Source organism: Streptomyces sp. NPDC048182, from assembly GCF_043202555.1.
Taxonomy (GTDB): Bacteria; Actinomycetota; Actinomycetes; order Streptomycetales; family Streptomycetaceae; genus Streptomyces.
Window position 1 is genome coordinate 210,133 of the sequence record NZ_JBIDAQ010000007.1, and the last position, 19,219, is coordinate 229,351.

Below are 19,219 nucleotides of genomic sequence, written 5' to 3' on the forward strand. Positions count from 1 at the left end.
GCCGGTCCGGTGCTCATGAGTACGCCTACTCAGGCCCCTTGGGTCGCCTACTCGGCCCCCGTGTGCTTCAGCGCCCCTGTTCGAGCCGCGCGGCCGCCCGTTCCGCCTCGCGGGCCAGGCGGTCGGCCCCCGCGAGCGCGTCGCCGGCCGTCCGGGCGGCCTCCTCGGCGTGCCGCCGCGTCCGTCCCGCGCGCGCCGCCTCCTCGCGGGCCTCGGCCAGCCGCCGCTCGGCGTCCGTCACCCGCCCCATGGCCCGGTCGTCCTCGTCCGCCGCGCGGTGCCGCGCCGCCTCGGCGTCCGCGTGCTCCGCCCGCCGCTCCCGCAGCCGCTCACCGGCTTCCTCGGCCGCCTGCCGGGCCGCGGCGAGCCGCTCGTCGTGCCGCCGCCGGCGCCGCTCGGCGAGTTCGTCCCTCGGCTCCGGCTCCCTCTCCGGCTTCCGCCGCCGGGCGGGCGGCGCGGCGGGCCCGGGTGCGGCGGCGAAGTCCGACGGCGGCGTGAGAGAGGACTCCAGCCGGCCCCCGGCCCACTGACCGGCCGCCTCCGGGTCCGCGAGGACCGCCCGCAGCGTCGACTCCACCTCCCGCTGCGCCGCCTCCGACAGCCGGTACCCCGCCTCGTCGGCCAGCCCGGCCGCCTGCCGGGACAGCGCCGCCACGACCCGCCGGCGCTGCGCGGACAGCTCCTTGAGCGCGGCGGCGTCCAGGCCGCGGTGCGCCTCGCGCAGCGCCTCGCCCAGTTCCAGGAACCGACCGCTCTCCTCGGGCCGGCCCTGTCGCAGCAGGTTCGCCGCCCAGGCCGCCCGGGTCGGCCGGCGCGCGGCCCGGATGCGCCGGGCGTCCTCGGCCCGGCCGGCGGTCCGGGCGGCGGCGGCCCGCTCCGCGCGCCGGGACACGAAGTCGGGCGGCGGCGTGGCGTACAGCTCGTCCAGGACCGCGTCCACGTCCGGGCCGCCGCGGTCGGCCCCCGCTCGGCGCGCGCTCATGTGTCCTGTGTACGGGCGCGGTGGCCGCCGCGCGACCCGGGGGGATTCGGCCGACCCCGCCGGGCGCCTTCATACTGAGTGACCACCACCGGGAGGACGTACATGGCACGCGTGGGACTGACCACGGAACGACTGGTCCGGGCGGGTGCGGAACTCGCCGACGAGATCGGCTTCGACCAGGTGACGGTCTCCGAGCTGGCCCGGCGCTTCGACGTGAAGGTCGCCAGCCTCTACTCCCACGTGCGCGGCTCGCAGGACCTGCGGACCGGGATCGCCCTGCTCGCCCTCGCCGAACTCGCCGACCGGTGCGCCGCCGCCCTGGCCGGACGCGCCGGCAAGGACGCCCTCGCCGCCTTCGCCAACGTCTACCGCGACTACGCCCGCGCCCACCCCGGCCGCTACGCCGCCGCCCGGCTGCGGCTCGACCCCGAGACGGCGGCGGCGAGCGCCGGCGTCCGGCACTCCCAGATGACCCGGGCCATCCTGCGCGGCTACCATCTGGCCGAGCCGGACGAGACCCACGCCGTGCGCCTGCTCGGCAGCGTCTTCCACGGCTACGTCGACCTGGAACTGGCCGGCGGCTTCAGCCACAGCGCCCCCGACTCGCAGGAGTCGTGGGACCGCATCGTGGACGCCCTCGACGCCCTGCTGCGGAACTGGCCCGCGCCCTGAGCGATCACGGCGTACGCCGCGCCGTCATGACCGACATACCTGAAGGCTCCCCCTTCCAGGGCATACCGGGCTGGATCGCCGCCAACCCCCTCATCCGCGCACCAGCGCCGCGAAGCGCCGGGCGACCCGCCGCCAGACCGCCGCACCCGCCGGCCCGTCCCGCTCCGCCCTCCGGCACAGCTCCGCCGGGTCCAGGCCCAGCTCGCGCAGGCGCGCCGGGTCCCAGGCCCGTACCCGCTCCGCGTCCGCCTCCGGGTGGAACTGCACGCCCCAGGCCCGCTCTCCGACCCGGAACGCCTGGTACGGGCAGCGCTCGCTGGACATCAACCAGGCGGCGCCCGGCGGCAGCGCCGTGACGGCGTCGACGTGCCGCTCCACCGCCGTCACCCGGTCCGGCAGTCCGCGGAAGAGGAGGTCCCCGCCCGCCTCGGCCCGTACGGTGAGCGGCGTGCTGCCGAACTCCGGCTCGCCGCAGCGCCCTTCGACGCGCCCGCCGGCCACCTGGGCGAGCAACTGCCCGCCCAGGCAGATCCCGAACACCGGCGCACCCTCCGCCAGCGCCTCGGCGACCAGCGCCCGGGTGGTGGCGAGCCAGGGTGCCCGGGCGTCGTCGTCGGGGAGGTAGCCGCCGCCGAGCACCAGAACGCCCCGGTGCCCCGACAGCCGGCGAGGGAGCGGCGCGCCGGCGTGGGCGTGCACCACGTCCGGTGACACGCCGTCCGCCCGCAGCCAGTCGCCGAACCGGCCCGGACCGCCGTCCGGTCCGTTCTGCACCACCAGCAGCCGTGCCATCCGCGCCTCCCGGTCGGTCCGTCCCTCGGGAGACCGTGCCCGCGGCGCGCCCGCCGTCAACCCTCCGGCGCCGTCAGAGCGTCGCGGTCCGGTGGGTCAGGTCGCCGGCCAGGACCGTCGCCAGCACCTGGACGTCCGCCAGCTCGGTGGCCGGCACCGTCAGCGGGTCGGCGGCCAGGACGGTGAGGTCGGCGCGGTGGCCGAGGGCGATCCGGCCGGCCTCGCGCTCCTCGCCCGCCGCGTGGGCCGCGCTCGCCGTGACACCGCGCAGCGCCTCCAGGGCGGTGAGCGCCTGCTCCGGGCCGTGCGGCGCCCGGGTCAGGTCCCGGGTCGGCCGCCGGTGCCGGGCGCCCGCCATGACGCCCAGCGGCGGGTAGGGGGCGATCGGCCAGTCCGAGCCGAGGACCACCGTGGCCCCCGAGTCCAGCAGGTCGCGGCAGCGCCAGGCGCGCGAGGCCCGCGGCTCGCCGAGGCGGCGGGACCAGTTGTCGGTGTGGTCGGCCCGGGTGAAGTCGCAGCAGTGCGTGGGCTGCATGGACGCGACGACGCCGAGCGCGGCGAACCGGCGCAGCGTGTCGTCCGGGACGGTCTCGATGTGCTCGATCCGATGGCGCACCGCGGCGGCCACGTCGGCCTGGGCCCGCTCCACCGCGTCCAGGGCGTGGCGCACCGCCGCGTCGCCGATGGCGTGGGTGGCGGTGGGCACGCCGGCCCGGTGCAGCGCGCCGACGACCCGCGAGTACTCCTCCGGGTCCGGCCAGAAGGCGTCCCGGGACTCGCCGTGGCAGTCCGGCTGCTCCAGCCACGCGGTGCCGTTGTCGATGGTGCCGTCCATGAAGATCTTGACGCCGGCGATCCGCCACAGCCGGCCGCCCGTGCCCTGCCGCTCGACCAGGGCCCTCACCCCCTCGGCGCCGGTGCCCGGCTGGCACCAGGGCGCGACCCGCAGCCGCAGCGGCAGCCGCCCCGCCTCGTCCAGCTCCCGGTACAGCTCCACGCTGTCACCGCCCGCGTCCATGACATGACCGCCGGTCAGTCCGGCGGCGGCCATGGCGTCCAGGGTGGCCGCGAGCCGCTCCAGGCGCTCGGCGCGGGTGGGCTGCGGAGCGACCCGCTCCACCAGCTCACCGGCGGCCTCCTCCAGGAGCAGACCGGTGGGCCGGCCCGCCGCGTCGCACACCACCTCGGCGGTGGCCTGGTCGAAGGAGCGCGGCCCGTCGACCCCGGCCAGTTCCAGGGCGCGGCGGCTCGCCAGCAGGGAGTGCGCGTCGAAGAGGCGCAGCAGCGCCGGCACCCCGTCGAGCACCGCGTCGAAAGGCGTGATGCCGACCGGGCCCTCGCCGAACACGTTCGGGTCCAGGCCCCAGCCGTGCAGCCAGGCACCGGGGGAGAGGTCCCGCACCGCCGCCGCCAGCGCCGCGCGCACCTGGGGCACGTCGGTGCACCCCGACAGGTCGAGACCGTGGGTCATGTCGGCCCCCGAGGCGGGGTGGATGTGCCCGTCGACCAGGCCCGGTGTCACCACCGCGCCCTTCAGGTCGAGCACCGTGGCCGAGGGGCCCGCGAGCGCGCGGACCGAGCGGTCGTCGCCGAGGGCGGTGATCCGCCCGTCGGACACGGCCAGCGCGGTCTCGGGCAGGAAGCCGCCGGCGACCGGGTCGAGCAGCCGGGCCGAGAGCAGGACGAGGGAGGTGCGCACAGGGGCTCCTTCGGGGCGGGTGCACGGGTCAGTTCGCAGCGGGGTCGGTCAAGGCGCCCGGGGCCAGGCCCAGTTCGCGTTCGGCGGTGATGGCGGGCAACAGGAGCAGCTCGGGCGGGTGCGCGCTGGTGTCGCTGTTGGCGTGCGCCCCGAGACCGTCGAGGACGACGAGGATCCGCACGGCCGCCGCATCGGGGTCCGCCGTGCGGAACTCGCCGGCCGTGACGCCGTCGCGGATCAGGCCGCCGAGCCGGTCGCGCCAGGCCGCCTCCTGGACGGCGACGCGGTCGCGCAGCGCGGGCCGGTAGCGGCTCAGGTGCCGGGCGTTGAGCCAGAGCCGGCTGATGCCGTCGAACCGCTCGCCGCGCGTGCGGGCGAGGAAGCGCGCCAGGTGCCGGGACGCACTCGCGCCGCCCCGGTCGGCCGGGAGCAGGTCGTCCAGTTCGCCGCCCGCCGCGTCGCCGTACGCCTCGGCCACCAGCTCCTCCACGGCCGGGAAGTAGTGGCTGATGAGCCCCGGGCGGACGGCCAGTTCCTCGGCGATCCGGCGGAGCGTGACGCACTCGAGACCTTCGGTCAGTGCGACCTCGGCGGCCACCGCAACGATTTCCGCACGTCTGACGGCGGGAGACTTGCGGATTCGCTTGTTCGGAGTGCTTGACGACATGGAATCGATGCTATTGAGTGTGCGACCAACAAGCAAGCAGGTGGGTTACCAGCCTCCGGAGGAGCCTCATGGCGTCCACGATCCCCGACCCGCAGCACCGCACCGGCACCGCCCGCCAGGAGGCGCCGCCCCCCTCGGAACGGGCGGGACGCGTGGAGGCCCACGGCATCGACCACATCCCCGACCACGAACGCCACGGACACCCCCGGCAGTTGTTCTCCGTCTGGGCGGCGGCCAACGTCACCTACCTGAGCCTGGTGATCGGCGGGTCCCTGATCCTCATGGGCCTGACCCTCTGGCAGGCGCTCGCCGCCGTCGTGGCCGGCAACCTCTTCTGGGTGCTCACCGGCCTGCTCGCGGTGTCCGGACCCGCGGCCGGCGCGCCCAGCGAGGTGATCACGCGGGCCATGTACGGGGTGCGCGGCAACCGCGTCAACAACGCGATCGTCGGCTGGCTGATCTCCGTCTGCTACTTCGCCCTCAACCTGGCCGCCGCCGCGTCCGCCGCCTTCGCCCTCGTCGAGCGGACCGGCCTCACCGCCACCACCGGCGTGAAGGTCGCCGTCGTCCTGGTCATCGCCGCGCTCACCCTCGCCATCGGCGTCTACGGCCACGCGATGATCATGAAGATCTACCTGCCGATCACGCTGGTCCTCGGTGCCGTCTTCTGCGTCGTCGCCGTCGCCGTGCTCGGGCACACCGACTTCTCCTACACCCCCGCCGCACCGCTGCACGGCGGCGACCTGTGGACCGCCATGATCGCCGCCGTCACCCTCACCGGCTCGGGCCCGCTCTCCTACACGACCAGCGCCGACTTCTCCCGCTACCTGCCCCGCACCACCTCGCCCCGGGCCGTCGCCGGCTGGACCGCGCTCGGCGGCTTCCTGCCCAGCGTCGTCGTCTGCTCCCTGGGCGCCCTCGCCGCCACCGCCGTCGACATGACGGACCCGCAGGCCGGCCTCGCCCATCTGCTGCCCGGCTGGTTCACCCCCCTCTTCCTGCTCGCCCTGGTGCTCGGCACCATCGCCATCAACGCCCTGACCTCCTACAGCGCCGGCCTCGCCCTCCAGGCCGTCGGCATCCGCATCCGCCGCTCCGTCAGCGTCCTTGCCGACGGCACCGCCGCCGTCTCCCTCACCCTCTACGGGCTGCTCGCCTCCGACTTCCTGGAGACCGTCAACAACGTCCTCCAGCTCACCGTCGTCCTCCTCGGCCCCGCGATGGCCGTCTACGCCGCCGACATCCTGCTGCGCCGCAACCGCTACGACGGCACCGCCCTGACGGACGAGACCCCGGACAGCCGCTTCTGGTACACCGCGGGCGTCAACCCGGCCGGCGCCCTGGCCCTGGCCGGCGGGGTCGTCGCCGCCGCCCTGTGCGTCGACACCCTCTACACCGGGCCCGTCGCCCGGCTCCTCGGCGGCGTCGACCTGGCCCTGCCGGTGGGCCTCGTGGTGGCGGCGGTGCTCTACCTGCTCCTCATGCGCCGCCGGACCACCGCGGGGGCGGCCTGAGGATCAGCGCCGGGACATGTACAGGCCGAAGGCCCGGTGCAGCAGCCGGTTCAGCGGGTACTCCCACTCGCCGAGGTACTCCACCGCCTCGCCGCCCGCGCCGACCTTGAAGCGGAGCAGCCCCAGCAGGTGGTTGTCCTCCGCCAGCGTGTCCGTGATCCCCCGGAAGTCGTAGACGGCCGCGCCGAGTTCATGGGCGTCGCGCATCATCTGCCACTGCAGGGCGTTGTTCGGCTGGACCTCGCGCCGGCGGGCCGTGGAGGCGCCGTAGGAATACCAGACGTGGTCGCCGACGGTCAGCATGGTGGCCGCGGCGAGCACCTCGCCGTCGTGGTGCGCGAGGTACAGGCGCATCCGGTCGGGGTCCTCGGCGGTCAGCGCGGTCCACATGCGCTCGAAGTAGGCGAGCGGGCGGGGAGCGAAGCGGTCCCGCTCCGCGGTCTCCCGATACAGCTCGTGGAAGGCCGCGAGGTCGCCGCGATCGCCCCGCACGACCTTCACGCCCGCCTTCTCGGCCTTCTTGATGTTGCGCCGCCACTGCTGGTTGAAACCGCCCTGGATCTGCTCCAGCGACCGCCCGGCGAACGGCACCTGGCACACGTACCGCGGCTGGCCCGCCGCGAAGCCGTCCTCGCCGCCGGCCGCGGCCGGCCGCCAGCCCAGCTCCCGCAGCCGGCCCGCCAGCTCCGCCGCGCCCGGCTCCTCGGCGGTGGCCGGCACGTCCCCGAGCCGCCGGGCCCCGGGATCGGCGATCGCCGCCTTCACCGCGTCCGCGTCCCAGCGCCGCGCCACCACCGGCGGACCCATCCGCACCGCGAACGCGCCCCGCTGCCTCAGGTGCGTCAGCATCGGCCGCAGCCACCGCTCCAGGTCCCCGCCCGACCAGTCGATCACCGGGCCCTCCGGCAGGTAGGCCAGGCACCGCCGCATCCGGGGCAGCGGACGCAGCAGCACCAGGGCGGCGCCCACCAGGTGCCCCTCCCGGTCGAACCAGCCCAGGCTCTCCGCCCGCCAGTCCGGCTTCACCTCGCCCCACGAGGGGACCTGGAGGTGGCTGACGGACGGCCGGGCCGCGACGAAGCGGAGGTGCTCCTCGCGGGAGATCGGCTTCAGCTGGTAGGTCATGGGCGACGTTCCTCGGTTCGGCTGGACGGTACGGTCCGGGTGACGTCGCCCCTTCGGGTGACGGTTCCCGCCCCACCAGGGAATACCGGCGCCGCCCGATCCGCGCGGGCTGACGGCTGTTCGGGCATCCCCGGGGCGCCACCGACCCCCGCCCGCCCCGCCCGACGCGCGGGAGCGCCCCGACGGTGCCAGCGTGGAGGGGGACGGAGCGGCGGCGGAGGAGAGCCATGGCGCGGGCGATCTGGACGGGCGTGATCACCTTCGGTCTTGTCACGGTGCCCGTCGGCCTGTTCACGGCGACCGAGGACCACACCGTCCACTTCCACCAGCTCCAGCGCGACACCTCCGACCGGATCCGCAACCGGCGGGTCAACGAGCGCACCGGCAAGGAGGTCGACGCCTCCGACATCGTCAAGGGCTACGAGGTGGGGGAGGGGGAGTACGTCGTCGTCGAGCCCGACGAGCTGGACGACATCGCCCCGGGACGCTCGCGCACCCTCGACATCACCGACTTCGTCCCGCTGGACGAGATCGCGCCGGTCTACTTCGGCCGCGCCTACTACCTCGCCCCGCGCGGAGAGGAGTACCGCAAGGTCTACGAGCTGCTGCGCTCCGCCCTGGCCGAGGCGGGCCGGGCGGGCATCGCGACCTTCGTCCTGCGCAACCGGCAGTACCTCACGGCGCTGCGCGCGGAGGACGACGTGCTGGTCCTCCAGACGCTGCACTGGGCGGACGAGGTCCGCGACCCGGGCACGGAGCTGCCCGACCTGCCCTCGGGCCGCACCGGCCGGGGCAAGGAGCTGGACATGGCCCTGCGTCTGGTCGACGCGCTCAGCACGCCCTGGGACCCGTCCCGGTACGAGGACACCTACCAGGAGCAGGTCCGCGAGCTGGTGCGGGCCAAGGCGGAGGGGCGGGAGATCGCCACCGCCGAGGGGCCGCCGCAGGCCACCGACGTGGTCGACCTGATGGACGTCCTCCAGGGCAGCCTGGACCGGGCGAAGGGGGCGTCCAAGGCGGCGGCGAAGGAGACGCCCACCGGCTCGTCGAAGGAGAAGAAGGCGTCCCGACGCGCCGAGCTGCAACGCCTCGGCAAGGCCGAGCTGTACCGCATGGCCACCGAGCAGGACGTGCCAGGACGCTCGAAGATGACCCGCGATCAGCTGGTCGACGCCCTGGCAGGCGGCGGGGCCCGCCGGAAGCGGGCGTCCGCGGCCTGACCCCGCCTGTCTCCGCCGGAACCAGCCGGTCCGGTCGGTACTTGGGTCGGTGGCTCAGCTGGTGGTGAGCATGCCCTCGCGCAGGCGGCCCAGGAGGCGGGAGATCAGGCGGGAGACGTGCATCTGGGAGACGCCCAGGCGCTCGCCGATCTCCTTCTGGGTCAGCTCCTCCACGAACCGCCAGTGGATGATCTGCCGGTCGCGCTCGTCCAGCTCGGCGATCATCGGGGCCAGCGCGTGGAAGTCGTCCACCAGCGCCAGGGCGGCGTCGTCGGCGCCGATGAAGTCGGCGAGCGCGGACTCGCCGTCCTCGCTGCCGCTGAGTGCGGCGTCCAGGGAGGCGGAGTTGTAGCCGTTGGCCGCCAGGCGGGCCTCGACGACCTCGTCCTCGGGCAGGCTCATCAGCTCCGCCAGCTCCCGGGTGGTGGGGTTGCGGCCGAGCCGGGAGCGCAGCTCCTCCGTGGCCCGGGCCAGCTGCACCCGCGCCTCCTGCAGGCGGCGGGGCACGTGCACGGCCCAGGAGGTGTCGCGGAAGAACCGCTTGATCTCGCCGACGATGTAGGGGACGGCGAAGGAGGTGAACTCGACCTCGCGGGTCAGCTCGAACCGGTCGATCGCCTTGATCAGGCCGATCATGCCGACCTGGACGATGTCCTCCATCTCCTCCGGGCCACGGCTGCGGAAGCGGCCGGCCGCGAAGCGGACCAGGGACATGTTCATCTCGATCAGCGTGTTGCGCGCGTACTGGTACTCGGCCGTGCCCTCCTCCAGGCCGGCCAGCTGGTCGAAGAACAGCCGCGACAGCTCCCGCGCGTCGCGCGGAGCCACCTTCGACGGGTCCGTGATCTCCGGCACGCCGCCGAGCCGCCCGGCACCCCGAACCGTCCCCGTCGTCGTCTCAGTCACGGTCGTCGTCATGCTGCGCCCTCCCCGGCGGTCGGCCCCATCGTCGTCCGGATCTCCTCGGACGATCACGCGATTACCCCGGTCGGCGCACCTCATGCATGCGAGTTGCGAGCGGATGCGGGGAACTAGACAGGGAGTGCGTCCTGCTGAGGGCCGGAAGGGAAGAATGGGCATGTTCGAGGCTGACAACATCCGAGACTGGCGTGGCCATGACGTCGTCGACATCGAAGGCCGCAAGATCGGGAGTCTGGAGTCCATCTACGTCGACACCGCCACCGACCGGCCGGCGTTCGGCGCGGTCACGGTCGGCCTGCCGACGCGCCGCCGGCTGGTGTTCGTCCCGCTGGAGAAGGCCACCGTGGGACCGGGCTACCTCAAGGTCACCTACGACAAGAGCCTGGTGAAGGACGCGCCCGGCATCGATCCCGACGGGGAGCTGGCCGCCGAGGCGGAGAGCGGGGTGTTCGCGCACTACGACCTGCCGTACGAGCCGGGCAGCCGCGGCGAGCGGCGCCTCGCGCGGCGCTGACCGGACATCCCGTGCCGCCCGCCGGCGAGCCCCTTCACGAGCCCACTGACGAGGAGAGCCCCCTGTGAGCCTGTTCCTGCTGCTGTTGCTGGTCGCGGTCGTCCTGGGCGCGGTCGGCCTGGCCGCCGAGGGACTGTTCTACCTGTTCGTGATCGGCGTGCTGGTCCTGGTCGCCGACCTGGTCCTGGCGGGAGTGCTGCTCGGGCGCCGGCGCCGTCCGGCCCGCTGAGCCCCGCGGCACCAGGAAAGGGGCCGGCCCCCGCCCCGGGGGGCGGGGGCCGGCCCCTTCGCGTCGACCGAGCCCCGGCTCAGCTGAGCTTCGCGCCGCGCGCGGCTGCCTCCGTCTCGGAGTCCGCGTCGCCCGTGGCCAGGGTGCCGCCGGAGCTCTCCAGGTGGGCCCGGACGAACCACTGGAACTGCTCCAGGTCGCGCAGCTGGCCGATCAGCAGGTCCTCGGTGGCGGGGTCGATGTCCCCGGCCTCCTTGACGGCGGCGCGCATGTCCTCGACCACGCCGGTGTAGACGACGTCCAGCGCGCCGAGGTGGGCGATGGCGTCGGCCCGGCCGATCGAGTAGTCGTCCCACGACCGCTCGGAGACCAGCGCCCCCGGCGTGCCCTGGGCCACGCCGCCCAGCGCGGCGATGCGCTCGGCGATGTCGTCGGCCATCTCGCGGACCTGGTCGACCTGCGGGTCGATCATCTCGTGCACCGCGATGAAGTGCGGCCCCACGACGTTCCAGTGCACGTGCTTGAGCGTCAGATGGAGATCGTTGAGCGCGTGCAGCCGCAGGCGCAGCACGCCGATCAGCCGTCCGGCGGCCTCGCGCTCGATGCCGGGGACCGTGTACTTGGGGGTCAGATCGTGCGTCATGGCGGACCTCAGCTCCTGATGCGTCGCGTTCGTTGTTGCCTGTGGACGACTGCCCCGCATCGGCGAGGCCAGACATGCACATTGCGCCTGTTCGGCACGAAGGGGGTCAGGACGGCGGTGCCGGCAGCGGCATCGCGCTGAGGGCGCGGGCGGCGTGGACCAGGTTGGAGGCCATGGCCCGGCCGGTCGAGGTCGCCCAGTCGTGGCCGCGGTCGTCGTCCAGGTAGTCGGGGCCCGGCCCCGGGCCCAGGTGCCAGTACGTCCACGCCTGGCCGGGGACGGTGTAGCCGATGTCGCCCAAGGCCCCGCCGATCTCGCTGATGACATGGTGCGCGCCGTCCTCGTTACCGGTGACCAGGACGCCGGCCACCCGGTTGTAGGCGACCGGCCGCTCCTCGTCGTCCGTCTCGCTGAGCATGGCGCCCATGCGCTCCAGGACGCGCTGGGCGATGGAGGAGGGGCGGCCCACCCAGGTCGGCGAGGCGATGACCAGGATCTCCGAGGCCAGCAGCTTCTCGTGGACGGCCGGCCAGGCGTCGCCCTCGCCCATGTCGGTCTCGACGCCGGGCCGGATGTCGAGGTCCACGGCCCGGACGACGTCCACCTCCACCCCGTGCCCCTTGAGCGCCGCGATGACGGTCTCGGCCAGGGCCTCGGTGTTGGAGGGCTGGGGGGACGGTTTGAGGGTGCAGTTGATGACGGTTGCGCGCATGAAGCTCTGTGTTCCCCGTCCGGGGGCCCTCCATCGTGGCGGCGCGGCCGGATTCACCCGGCCGCGCGACGACCGCCGCGGCGGGTCAGGCGCGCGCGACCCCGTCCAGGCCGCCGCGCTTGGCCTCCTCCAGCAGGGAGGAGAACTGGTCGGCGCTCATCTGCACACGCTGCCCGAAGTCGTCGGTGAGGACGACGCGCCGCTCGGCCGGGGCGCCGGGGTCGACGAACAGCTGCGGGCAGCCGCAGTCGCAGTTGCCGCAGAACGTCGCGACGGGTTCCAGGCCGTGGAGTTCGGTCATGCCGGTGCACCTTCCGTAGAGCCCCTGCCGGTGTCCGCACCGGCGGTCAGGGGGACTGCCCGGGGAGATACCCACCCGGGCCGCCGAGAACGCGCTCGGCCCGGGGGCGCGGGAAGCACGTGGGAGCCGTCCCGTGCGACCCCTCGCCGCCGGCGTTCCCGGCCCGGGTGTGACGGACGCATGCCATGATCACCCTGGATCCAGGGCGGCAACGCGTGCGTGCGCGTGTCGACCCGTCACCACGGAGGTTCCCGCATGACCGACGACCTGACCGACGACCTGACCGACGACCCGACCGACATCCTGAGCGACGACCGGCCCACCACCCCCCGCACCATCGCCGTACTCGGCCCCGGCGGGGTCGGCGGACTGCTCGCCGCGCTGCTCTCCCGCGCCGGACACCGGGTCGTGTGCCTCGCGGGCGACGCCACCGCCGAGGCGCTGCGCGCGGGTGGAATCACCGTGCGCAGCGCCCAGTTCGGCGCCTTCGACGCCCGGGTGGAGGCCGACACCGCGCTGCGCGGGCCCGTCGACCTGTGCCTGGTGGCCGTCAAGCACACCGCGCTCGAAGCCGCCCTGGACCGGGTGCCCGCCGAGGCGCTGGGCGAGGGGCTGGTCGTCCCGCTGCTGAACGGCGTGGAGCACCTCGCGCCCCTGCGCGAGCGCTTCGGCGCGGGGCGCGTGGTTCCGGCGGCCATCCGCGTCGAGTCCACCCGCACCGCCCCCGGCGTCATCGAACATGGCAGCCCCTTCACCGAGGTCGACCTGGCCGGTCCGGCCGACCGCCTCGCCCCGCCCGCCGCGCTGCTCACCTCGGCCGGCGTGCGGGTCCGCGTCGACGCCGACGAGGACGCCGTGCTCTGGACCAAACTGGCCTTCCTGGCCCCCTTCGCGCTGCTCACCACCCGGCACCGGCTGCCCATCGGCGGCATCCGCACCGAACGGCGCGCGGAACTGGCCGCCCTGGTGGCCGAGACCACCGCCGTGGGCCGGGCCTGCGGCACCGCCGACCTGGACGCCGACCTGATCCTGGCGCGCTACGACGCCTTCCCGCCGGAGGCCAAGTCCTCCATGCTGCGCGATGCCGAGGCGGGCCGCCCGCTCGAACTGGAGGCGATCGGCGGCGCGCTGCTCCGCGCGGCGGAGCGGCACGGCGTCCCCGTGCCGGTCGCCACCCGGCTGGTGGCGGAGCTGTCGGCGATCCGCTGACGCGGCCGGCTGTTCCGGGCTCGCGGGAGCGCGGTGGCGCGCGAACGGCGCACACGGTGAGCGCATGAGCCCTGGACGCGCCCCCGCGCTGCCGCGGACAATGCCAGTGACCGTGATCACGCGGCGCGGACGCACCCCGCCCCACCGCCGCCGCTCGGGGAAAGCAGGTCGATCACCGTGCTGTTGCGTCTGCCCAGGTCCGTGTCCGAGGCCCAGGAGGGCCTGGCCGAGGGGGCGGTGCCCATCGGCGGAGCCACCCTCGTGTGGGCGACCTGGCAACGCGACGGCTTCCCGCAGCAGGCCATGACGCTGCGGGAGGTGCCGGAGGCGAACCTGGTCGAGCCCGAGGCGCTCGGCGCGGCCGTGGTCCTGCACCGCGTCGACGAGCGCGTGCCGGAGGTGCTGCGCCGGGCGGCGGCCTCCGTGGGCACCGGAGCGGTCCGCCGCACGGCCACCGTCGGCGGCAACATCGTGGGCAGCACCCTGCGGTGCCTGCTGCCGGCCGCCCTGGTGCTGGGGGCGCGGGCCACCGTCCTCGACGCGGAGCGGTGCTACGAGGCCGAGCTGGCCGAAGTCGTGGCCAAGCGCCCCCTGATGCTCGCCCTGCGCTGGCGCACCCCGGTGGCCAGCGGCTACCGCAAGCTGCCGGCGGAGGCGGGCGGGCCGCCCCCGCTGGTGGTGGCCACCGCCGTGCACGCCGACGAGGAGGACCGGCTGCTGCTGCGGGTCGCCGTCCGCGACGGCTACGACGTGCTCAGCGAGGCCACCGCCGGCAACTCCGGCGCCGAGCGGGCGGTCGCCGCCCTGGAGCGCACCGGCCTCGGGGCGCTGCCCCCGGCGGCCCGCGCGGTGGTGCGCGAGCAGGTCGTCGCCGTCCTCGACCCGCTCAGCCGGTAGCCAGCTCCTTGACCCGGGCCAGATCGCCGTTGAACCGGTCGTGGTCGCCGACGGTCGCGCCGGTCGAGGTGTACTGCCACATGGTCTGGAAGGACCAGCCGGCCGGCAGGGTGCCCACCGTCGAGGCGTACCGGGCGACCCACAGCGGGTTGCGGGACCCGAAGCCGCTGTAGTTGCCGGTGCACTGCGTCCACCAGTTGGTGGAGGTGTAGATGACCGCCTCCCGGCCGGTGCGGGACTTGTAGCGGTCCAGGAAGGACTTGATCCAGCTGACCATCTGGCTCTTCGTGCGGCCGTAGCAGGTGGCGCCGTACGGGTTGTACTCGATGTCGAGCACGCCCGGCAGCGTCTTGCCGTCCTTGGACCAGGCGCCGCCGTGGTCGGCGAAGTAGTCGGCCTGCGCGGCGCCGCCCGAGGTGTCGGGGGTCGCGAAGTGGTAGCCGCCGCGGATCATGCCGGCGTCGTAGGAGCCGCGGTACTGCTGGGTCCAGTACGGGTTGCGGTAGGACGTGCCCTCGGTGGCCTTCACGTAGGCCCACTTGACCCCGCTCTTCCACAGGGTCGGCCAGGCGACGTTGCCCTGGTGGCTGGAGACGTCGACGCCCTCGGTCCTGGCCACCGCCGCGCGGTCGACGTCGGCGGGGCGGCCGAGCACCCCCTCGTGTTCGAGCACCCCCTGGCCCATGCGGGCGGTGCCGCGGGCCGGGACGGGCTGTCCGCCGTCGGCCGCGGCCGGGACGGCGGACAGGCTCAGCAGGAGCGACTGGGCGGCGAGGACGACACCGGCCGCGAGCAGGCGTGAGTGGCCAGGGGCCACGGCTATGGGTGAGCGCATGGCCCCATCCGACCCGCTGCCGCCCCGCCCCGCACCCCGCACTGCTCCAGACGGCGCCACCACCCGTCCGGGCGCTGCCACCCGCCTGGCAGACTTCCCGGGGCGTCCCCGCCCCCGTGACCAGGAGGTCCCCGCATGACCGAGCAGCCGCCGGCCCGTATCGCCCGCGTCGGGCGCCGGTTCGACGCGCTCTTCGAGGAGTACTTCGCCGCCCTGCCGGCGACCCTCGGCGCACCGGCCTTCAGCCGCTTCACCCCCGAGTGCGTCGACCTGCTGCGCGCGCTGTCCCTGCGGGGCGGCAAGCGGATGCGGGTGGTGCTGCTGCACGAGGCGGCCGGCCTGGTGACCGACGCCCCGGTGGCCGGCCTGGACGCCGCCGCGCTCGCCGTCGAACTGCTCCAGACCCACGGCCTGGTGCACGACGACCTCATCGACGACAGCCCCACCCGCCGGGGCGGCCCCTCCACCTACTACGCCTACCGCGAGCGGCTGCCCGGCCACCCGCGGGCGGCCCTCGGCCTGACCGTGCTCGCCGGCGACCTCGCGCTCGCCCTGTCCCTGCGCGCGCTGCTCGACGCCCCGGTCCCCGCCGAGACCCGGCAGGCCATGGTCGAGGTGCTGACCCGGGCCGCCGCCGACACCTTCGTGGGCCAGATCATGGACCTGGAACGCGACTTCGCGGACGGGGCGGTGGACGACTCGGTCCTGCACGACGTGGCCGACCACAAGTCGGCCCGCTACTCCGTCCTCGCCCCCCTGCGCCTCGGCCTCCTGGCCGCCGGGGCGCAGGGGGGCGAGTGGGACGCGGAACTGCGCCACTACGCCCGCCTGGTCGGCATCTGCGGCCAGATGCGCGACGACGACCTCGACCTGTTCGGCGACGCGGCCGTGCTGGGCAAGCCCATCGGCACCGACCTGCGCGAGGGCCGCCGCAGCTACGCCGTCGCCCGGCTGCTCGCCACCGTCACCGGCCCCGACCGCTCGGTCGTGGAGAAGGCCCTGGGCGATCCCGCCTGTACGCCCGAGACCGTCGCCGCCGTCCGCGAGATCGGCGAGCGCCACGGCGTGGCCGACGCGCTGCGGGCCGACATGCGCCGGCACGCCGAGCGGGCCGCCGAGGTGGCGGCCCGCTGGCGCCCCCGCTGGCGGGCGGAGGCGGTCGGCTTCTTCGAGCAGCTGCCGCTGTGGAGCGTACGGCGCGACAGCTGACGCCGGGCGTCAGTTCCGGTACGTCCGCAGGTAGGAGAAGCGGGCGGTGGCGCCGGCGCTGTTCATCGAGACCAGCCCGATGCCCAGCGCCTGCCCCGGCTCCCGGGGCAGCGTCCACACGCCGGTCCGCGTCCGGTGCGTCCCGTCCGTGCTCGTGGCGGCGCGGACCTCGTGCTCGTTCCCCGCGGTGTCCGCGTGGTACGACAGCCGCATCCACAGCGTCCCGGCGGCCGGACCGCCGAACATCGGGCCGTACGCCACCGGCTGCGGCGGACTGGTGGTGGGCCGGGCCCCCTCCTTGGCGAACTCGGTGACGTGCGTGACCTTCCCGGCGGTGTGCGCCACCGGCAGCACGGCGTGCACCAGCTTGAAGAAGCGGTCGTCACCCCCGTACAGCACCAGCCCCGCCTGCTGGTCGGCGGGTCCCGACGCCAGGTGCAGCTCCGTCTCCACCGTGAAGTCGCCCGCGGGGGCCGCCCGGGTGAGCACCGGGGCGGTGTTGCCGCCCAGGTACAGCTCGGTGTCGCCGGTCGGCCGGCTCAGCTCGCCGCCGGCGGTGGCGGCGCCGGGCGCCGGGCCGCGCACCCAGCTCCAGTCGGCGGACAGCGCGTCGCCGTCGAACTCGTCGCTGTAGGCGGGCAGCGCCGCGCCGGGCCCCGGTTCGGGGACGCGCCGGGCCCCCGGGCCGCCGCCCCCACCCGGCCGCCGTGGACGGCCGCCACCGGCACGTCCCGCTCCTGGACGGCCACCGCGTCGCGCAGCCGGTCGGTGCCGACCTCCACCGTCAGCCGCGTCCCGCGCAGCTCGGCGGCGGCATGGTGCCAGGTGTCCCACCGGAACCCGGGCGGCAACGGCGTCACCCTGGTGCCCCGGTCCACCCCCTGGACCCGCACGGCGGTGACCAGGGCCCCGCGGTCGCGGTCCAGCCAGACGGCGAGGTGGTCGCCGGCGCCCGAGTAGCCGAGGACCAGCCCCGAGGCGCCGCTCGCGCCGGTCACCCGCAGGTCGGCCTCGGCACGCACCCGGGCGGGCGCCGGGCCGGCGGACACGAGGTAGGCCGGGGCGGTGCCGCCGGTGTGGGCGGCGTGGGGATGCAAAATGTAGCGCACCTGTTCGGCCCCGGCGGGCTCTCCGACGGGCCGGTGGGCAGCGGACGAGACCGTTGACACGTTTCGGTGGTGAACGGGCAACTGCCGGACGGCGGCACGGAACTGACGAGACCCTCGCCGGGCTGCCGGCCCCTGTCCACCCCGGGGAGTCTTGGCTCGCGGGCCTCTAGCCCTGTCGTCCGCCCGGTGAGCCGGCGGCGGGCGAGGTCATTCGGCCGCCGCGAGCGCCCGGTTGCGGCGCACCGAGGACCAGAAGGAGGCGCCGATCAGGACGACGCCGACCAGGCCGGTGACGATCTCGTTGATCTCGTACTCGATGGTGACCAGCAGGATCACGGCGAGGGCGCCGATGGCGTAGTGCGCGCCGTGCTCCAGGTACACGTAGTCGTCCAGGGTGCCCTGGCGGACCAGGTAGACGGTGAGCGAGCGGACGTACATGGCGCCGATGCCGAGGCCCAGGGCCATCAGCACGATGTCGTTGGTGATGGCGAAGGCGCCGATCACGCCGTCGAAGGAGAACGAGGCGTCCAGGACCTCCAGGTACAGGAACATGAAGAACGCGGCCTTGCCGGTGAGGGCGATGCCCGAGCGCGCGGTGCCGGTCCGCTCCGCCTTCTCCTCGGCCTCGTGCTCGCGCTCCTCCTCCTCTTCGAGCCGGTCCTCGAAGTAGCCGGAGAGACCGCCGACGATCATGTACGTGACCAGCCCGGCCACGCCGGCCAGCAGCACCGTCTCCGCCTTGTCGGCGTGGGTGCCGCCGTGCTGGTGGGCGTGGGCGCCGACGGTGAGCGCCGAGACGAGCAGCACGATCAGGGCGAGGCACACCGACAGCATGTCGACCTTGCCGAGCCGGGCCAGCGGCCGCTCGAGCCAGCTCAGCCACTTGATGTCCCGGTCCTCGAAGACGAAGTCCAGGAAGATCATCAGTAGGAACATGCCGCCGAAGGCCGCGATCGACGGGTGCGCGTCGGTGACCAGCTGCTCGTAGCGGTCCTTGTCGGTGAGTGCGAGGTCGACCGCCGACCAGGGACTCAGCCGCGCCGTGACCGCCACGATCACGACGGGGAACACCAGCCGCATGCCGAAGACCGCGATGAGGACGCCGACGGTGAGGAAGATCGTCTGCCAGAAGGCGCTCATCTTCTTCAGGATCCCGGCGTTGATCACCGCGTTGTCGAAGGAGAGCGAGACCTCGAGGACCGCGAGGATGGCCACCAGGCCGAGCGCGGTCCAGCCGTCGTACAGCACCCCCGCCGCCAGACCGAGCAGGGTGGCGGCGAAGGCCCAGCGGAACGTCTTCACAAGCACGGGCGGACTCGATCCTGTCGTCGGTCGGTGCAGGTTGTCTACCACGATCTTCCCCCCGCCCCGCTGCCCGCCTCCGCCGGTCTCCCGCAGGTCACCAGATTGGAATCGTTCGTTTTCTTGAATCATTCCGGTTTAGGGAAGTAGGCTGCCCGCCATGACCGCATCGCCGAACACGGCCGTCGCGGCGGAGCTGCGTGGCGTCGGCCTGCGCGTCACCGCCGCCCGCGTCGCCCTGCTCGAGACCGTCCGCGCGGGCGACCACCTCGGCGTCGAGGCCATCGCCACCGGCGTGCGCGGCCGGGTCGGCCATGTCTCCCTCCAGGCCGTGTACGAGGGGCTGCACGCGCTCACCGCGGCCGGCCTGGTCCGCCGCATCGAGCCGCCCGGCGGCGCGGCCCGCTTCGAGGGGCGGGTCGGGGACAACCACCACCACGTCCTGTGCCGGTCCTGCGGCGCGCTCGCCGACGTCGACTGCGCGGTGGGCGAGGCGCCCTGCCTGACCGCCTCCGACGACCACGGCTTCGCGATAGACGAGGCCGAGGTCCTCTACCGGGGCCTGTGCCCCGACTGCACCGCGCAGGCGCCCTGACCCGGCCGCCCCCCCCGCGGCCCCACGATCTTCCTCACAGCACCCTGTTCCGCCCCGTCCGGAAGGATGTCC

22 protein-coding genes are annotated in these 19,219 nt (G+C 74.6%); 9 read left to right on the forward strand and 13 right to left on the reverse strand.

Annotated features, from left to right (window positions below):
- Positions 1–67 precede the first annotated feature (67 nt).
- Positions 68–982, reverse strand: a complete 915-nt coding sequence (locus ACGFZL_RS16560; protein WP_393692251.1) for a hypothetical protein — start codon at positions 980–982, stop codon at positions 68–70.
- Positions 983–1,084: 102 nt separating this feature from the next.
- Between ACGFZL_RS16560 and ACGFZL_RS16565 the strand changes: the two genes are divergently transcribed.
- Positions 1,085–1,654, forward strand: coding sequence for a WHG domain-containing protein (locus ACGFZL_RS16565; RefSeq protein WP_355173637.1), 570 nt, complete (start codon positions 1,085–1,087; stop codon positions 1,652–1,654).
- Positions 1,655–1,744: 90 nt separating this feature from the next.
- Here the strand turns inward: ACGFZL_RS16565 and ACGFZL_RS16570 are convergent, their stop codons facing one another.
- From ACGFZL_RS16570 to ACGFZL_RS16580, 3 genes are all read right to left on the reverse strand, one after another.
- The gene (locus tag ACGFZL_RS16570) at positions 1,745–2,446 is read right to left on the reverse strand and encodes a type 1 glutamine amidotransferase (RefSeq protein ID WP_393692253.1); all 702 of its coding nucleotides are present in this window, start codon (positions 2,444–2,446) and stop codon (positions 1,745–1,747) included.
- 73 nt (positions 2,447–2,519) lie between these two features.
- Complete coding sequence (locus ACGFZL_RS16575) at positions 2,520–4,145, reverse strand: amidohydrolase (protein WP_393692255.1); 1,626 nt, start codon at positions 4,143–4,145, stop codon at positions 2,520–2,522.
- 28 nt (positions 4,146–4,173) lie between these two features.
- Positions 4,174–4,812, reverse strand: coding sequence for a TetR/AcrR family transcriptional regulator (locus ACGFZL_RS16580; RefSeq protein ID WP_393692257.1), 639 nt, complete (start codon positions 4,810–4,812; stop codon positions 4,174–4,176).
- A gap of 68 nt (positions 4,813–4,880) precedes the next feature.
- On the opposite strand from ACGFZL_RS16580, the gene ACGFZL_RS16585 reads away from it, so the two are divergent.
- Positions 4,881–6,326, forward strand: a complete 1,446-nt coding sequence (locus tag ACGFZL_RS16585) for a purine-cytosine permease family protein (RefSeq protein ID WP_393692259.1) — start codon at positions 4,881–4,883, stop codon at positions 6,324–6,326.
- Between the two features lie 3 nt (positions 6,327–6,329).
- Here ACGFZL_RS16585 and ACGFZL_RS16590 read toward each other — a convergent pair whose 3' ends face one another.
- Positions 6,330–7,451 (reverse strand): lipid II:glycine glycyltransferase FemX, encoded by a 1,122-nt coding sequence (locus ACGFZL_RS16590; RefSeq protein ID WP_393692261.1) that lies wholly within the window; start codon positions 7,449–7,451, stop codon positions 6,330–6,332.
- Positions 7,452–7,678: 227 nt separating this feature from the next.
- On the opposite strand from ACGFZL_RS16590, the gene ACGFZL_RS16595 reads away from it, so the two are divergent.
- Complete coding sequence (locus ACGFZL_RS16595) at positions 7,679–8,671, forward strand: Ku protein (RefSeq protein WP_393692263.1); 993 nt, start codon at positions 7,679–7,681, stop codon at positions 8,669–8,671.
- A 54-nt stretch (positions 8,672–8,725) separates the two neighbouring features.
- Here the strand turns inward: ACGFZL_RS16595 and ACGFZL_RS16600 are convergent, their stop codons facing one another.
- The gene (locus tag ACGFZL_RS16600) at positions 8,726–9,589 is read right to left on the reverse strand and encodes an RNA polymerase sigma factor SigF (RefSeq protein ID WP_393692265.1); all 864 of its coding nucleotides are present in this window, start codon (positions 9,587–9,589) and stop codon (positions 8,726–8,728) included.
- Positions 9,590–9,749: 160 nt separating this feature from the next.
- Here ACGFZL_RS16600 and ACGFZL_RS16605 point away from each other — a divergent pair, with 160 nt between their 5' ends.
- Positions 9,750–10,106, forward strand: a complete 357-nt coding sequence (locus tag ACGFZL_RS16605; RefSeq protein ID WP_355173673.1) for a PRC-barrel domain-containing protein — start codon at positions 9,750–9,752, stop codon at positions 10,104–10,106.
- Positions 10,107–10,170: 64 nt separating this feature from the next.
- Positions 10,171–10,335 (forward strand): hypothetical protein, encoded by a 165-nt coding sequence (locus ACGFZL_RS16610; protein ID WP_393692267.1) that lies wholly within the window; start codon positions 10,171–10,173, stop codon positions 10,333–10,335.
- A 79-nt stretch (positions 10,336–10,414) separates the two neighbouring features.
- On the opposite strand, the gene ACGFZL_RS16615 is transcribed toward ACGFZL_RS16610, so the two are convergent.
- The 3 genes from ACGFZL_RS16615 to ACGFZL_RS16625 form a co-directional block, all read right to left on the reverse strand.
- Positions 10,415–10,978, reverse strand: a complete 564-nt coding sequence (locus tag ACGFZL_RS16615) for a Dps family protein (RefSeq protein ID WP_393692269.1) — start codon at positions 10,976–10,978, stop codon at positions 10,415–10,417.
- Between the two features lie 106 nt (positions 10,979–11,084).
- Entirely contained in the window at positions 11,085–11,690 is a 606-nt protein-coding gene (locus tag ACGFZL_RS16620) for a flavodoxin family protein (protein ID WP_355173679.1), read from the reverse strand.
- A gap of 85 nt (positions 11,691–11,775) precedes the next feature.
- Positions 11,776–11,991, reverse strand: a complete 216-nt coding sequence (locus ACGFZL_RS16625; protein WP_355173681.1) for a hypothetical protein — start codon at positions 11,989–11,991, stop codon at positions 11,776–11,778.
- 255 nt (positions 11,992–12,246) lie between these two features.
- On the opposite strand from ACGFZL_RS16625, the gene ACGFZL_RS16630 reads away from it, so the two are divergent.
- Together ACGFZL_RS16630 and ACGFZL_RS16635 are read left to right on the forward strand one after the other, a co-directional pair.
- Positions 12,247–13,200, forward strand: a complete 954-nt coding sequence (locus ACGFZL_RS16630; RefSeq protein ID WP_393692272.1) for a ketopantoate reductase family protein — start codon at positions 12,247–12,249, stop codon at positions 13,198–13,200.
- A 177-nt stretch (positions 13,201–13,377) separates the two neighbouring features.
- On the forward strand, positions 13,378–14,097 hold the full coding sequence (locus ACGFZL_RS16635; protein ID WP_393692274.1) for an FAD binding domain-containing protein: 720 nt from the start codon (positions 13,378–13,380) through the stop codon (positions 14,095–14,097).
- Here the strand turns inward: ACGFZL_RS16635 and ACGFZL_RS16640 are convergent.
- Positions 14,087–14,932, reverse strand: coding sequence for a lysozyme (locus ACGFZL_RS16640; protein ID WP_393692276.1), 846 nt, complete (start codon positions 14,930–14,932; stop codon positions 14,087–14,089). The two genes, ACGFZL_RS16635 and ACGFZL_RS16640, sit on opposite strands and share 11 nt — an antisense overlap.
- A 135-nt stretch (positions 14,933–15,067) precedes the next feature.
- Between ACGFZL_RS16640 and ACGFZL_RS16645 the strand changes: the two genes are divergently transcribed.
- Entirely contained in the window at positions 15,068–16,141 is a 1,074-nt protein-coding gene (locus ACGFZL_RS16645) for a polyprenyl synthetase family protein (protein ID WP_393692278.1), read from the forward strand.
- Positions 16,142–16,150: 9 nt separating this feature from the next.
- Here the strand turns inward: ACGFZL_RS16645 and ACGFZL_RS16650 are convergent, their stop codons facing one another.
- From ACGFZL_RS16650 to ACGFZL_RS16660, 3 genes are all read right to left on the reverse strand, one after another.
- On the reverse strand, positions 16,151–16,726 hold the full coding sequence (locus ACGFZL_RS16650; protein WP_393692280.1) for a hypothetical protein: 576 nt from the start codon (positions 16,724–16,726) through the stop codon (positions 16,151–16,153).
- Positions 16,681–17,238, reverse strand: coding sequence for a hypothetical protein (locus ACGFZL_RS16655; protein WP_393692282.1), 558 nt, complete (start codon positions 17,236–17,238; stop codon positions 16,681–16,683). The genes ACGFZL_RS16650 and ACGFZL_RS16655 overlap by 46 nt, the downstream gene beginning before the upstream one ends.
- Positions 17,239–17,457: 219 nt before the next feature.
- Entirely contained in the window at positions 17,458–18,558 is a 1,101-nt protein-coding gene (locus tag ACGFZL_RS16660; protein ID WP_393692284.1) for a DUF475 domain-containing protein, read from the reverse strand.
- Positions 18,559–18,712: 154 nt separating this feature from the next.
- Between ACGFZL_RS16660 and ACGFZL_RS16665 the strand changes: the two genes are divergently transcribed.
- Positions 18,713–19,147: a Fur family transcriptional regulator gene (locus ACGFZL_RS16665; protein ID WP_393692286.1), complete on the forward strand. Its 435-nt coding sequence runs from the start codon at positions 18,713–18,715 to the stop codon at positions 19,145–19,147.
- Positions 19,148–19,219 lie beyond the last annotated feature (72 nt).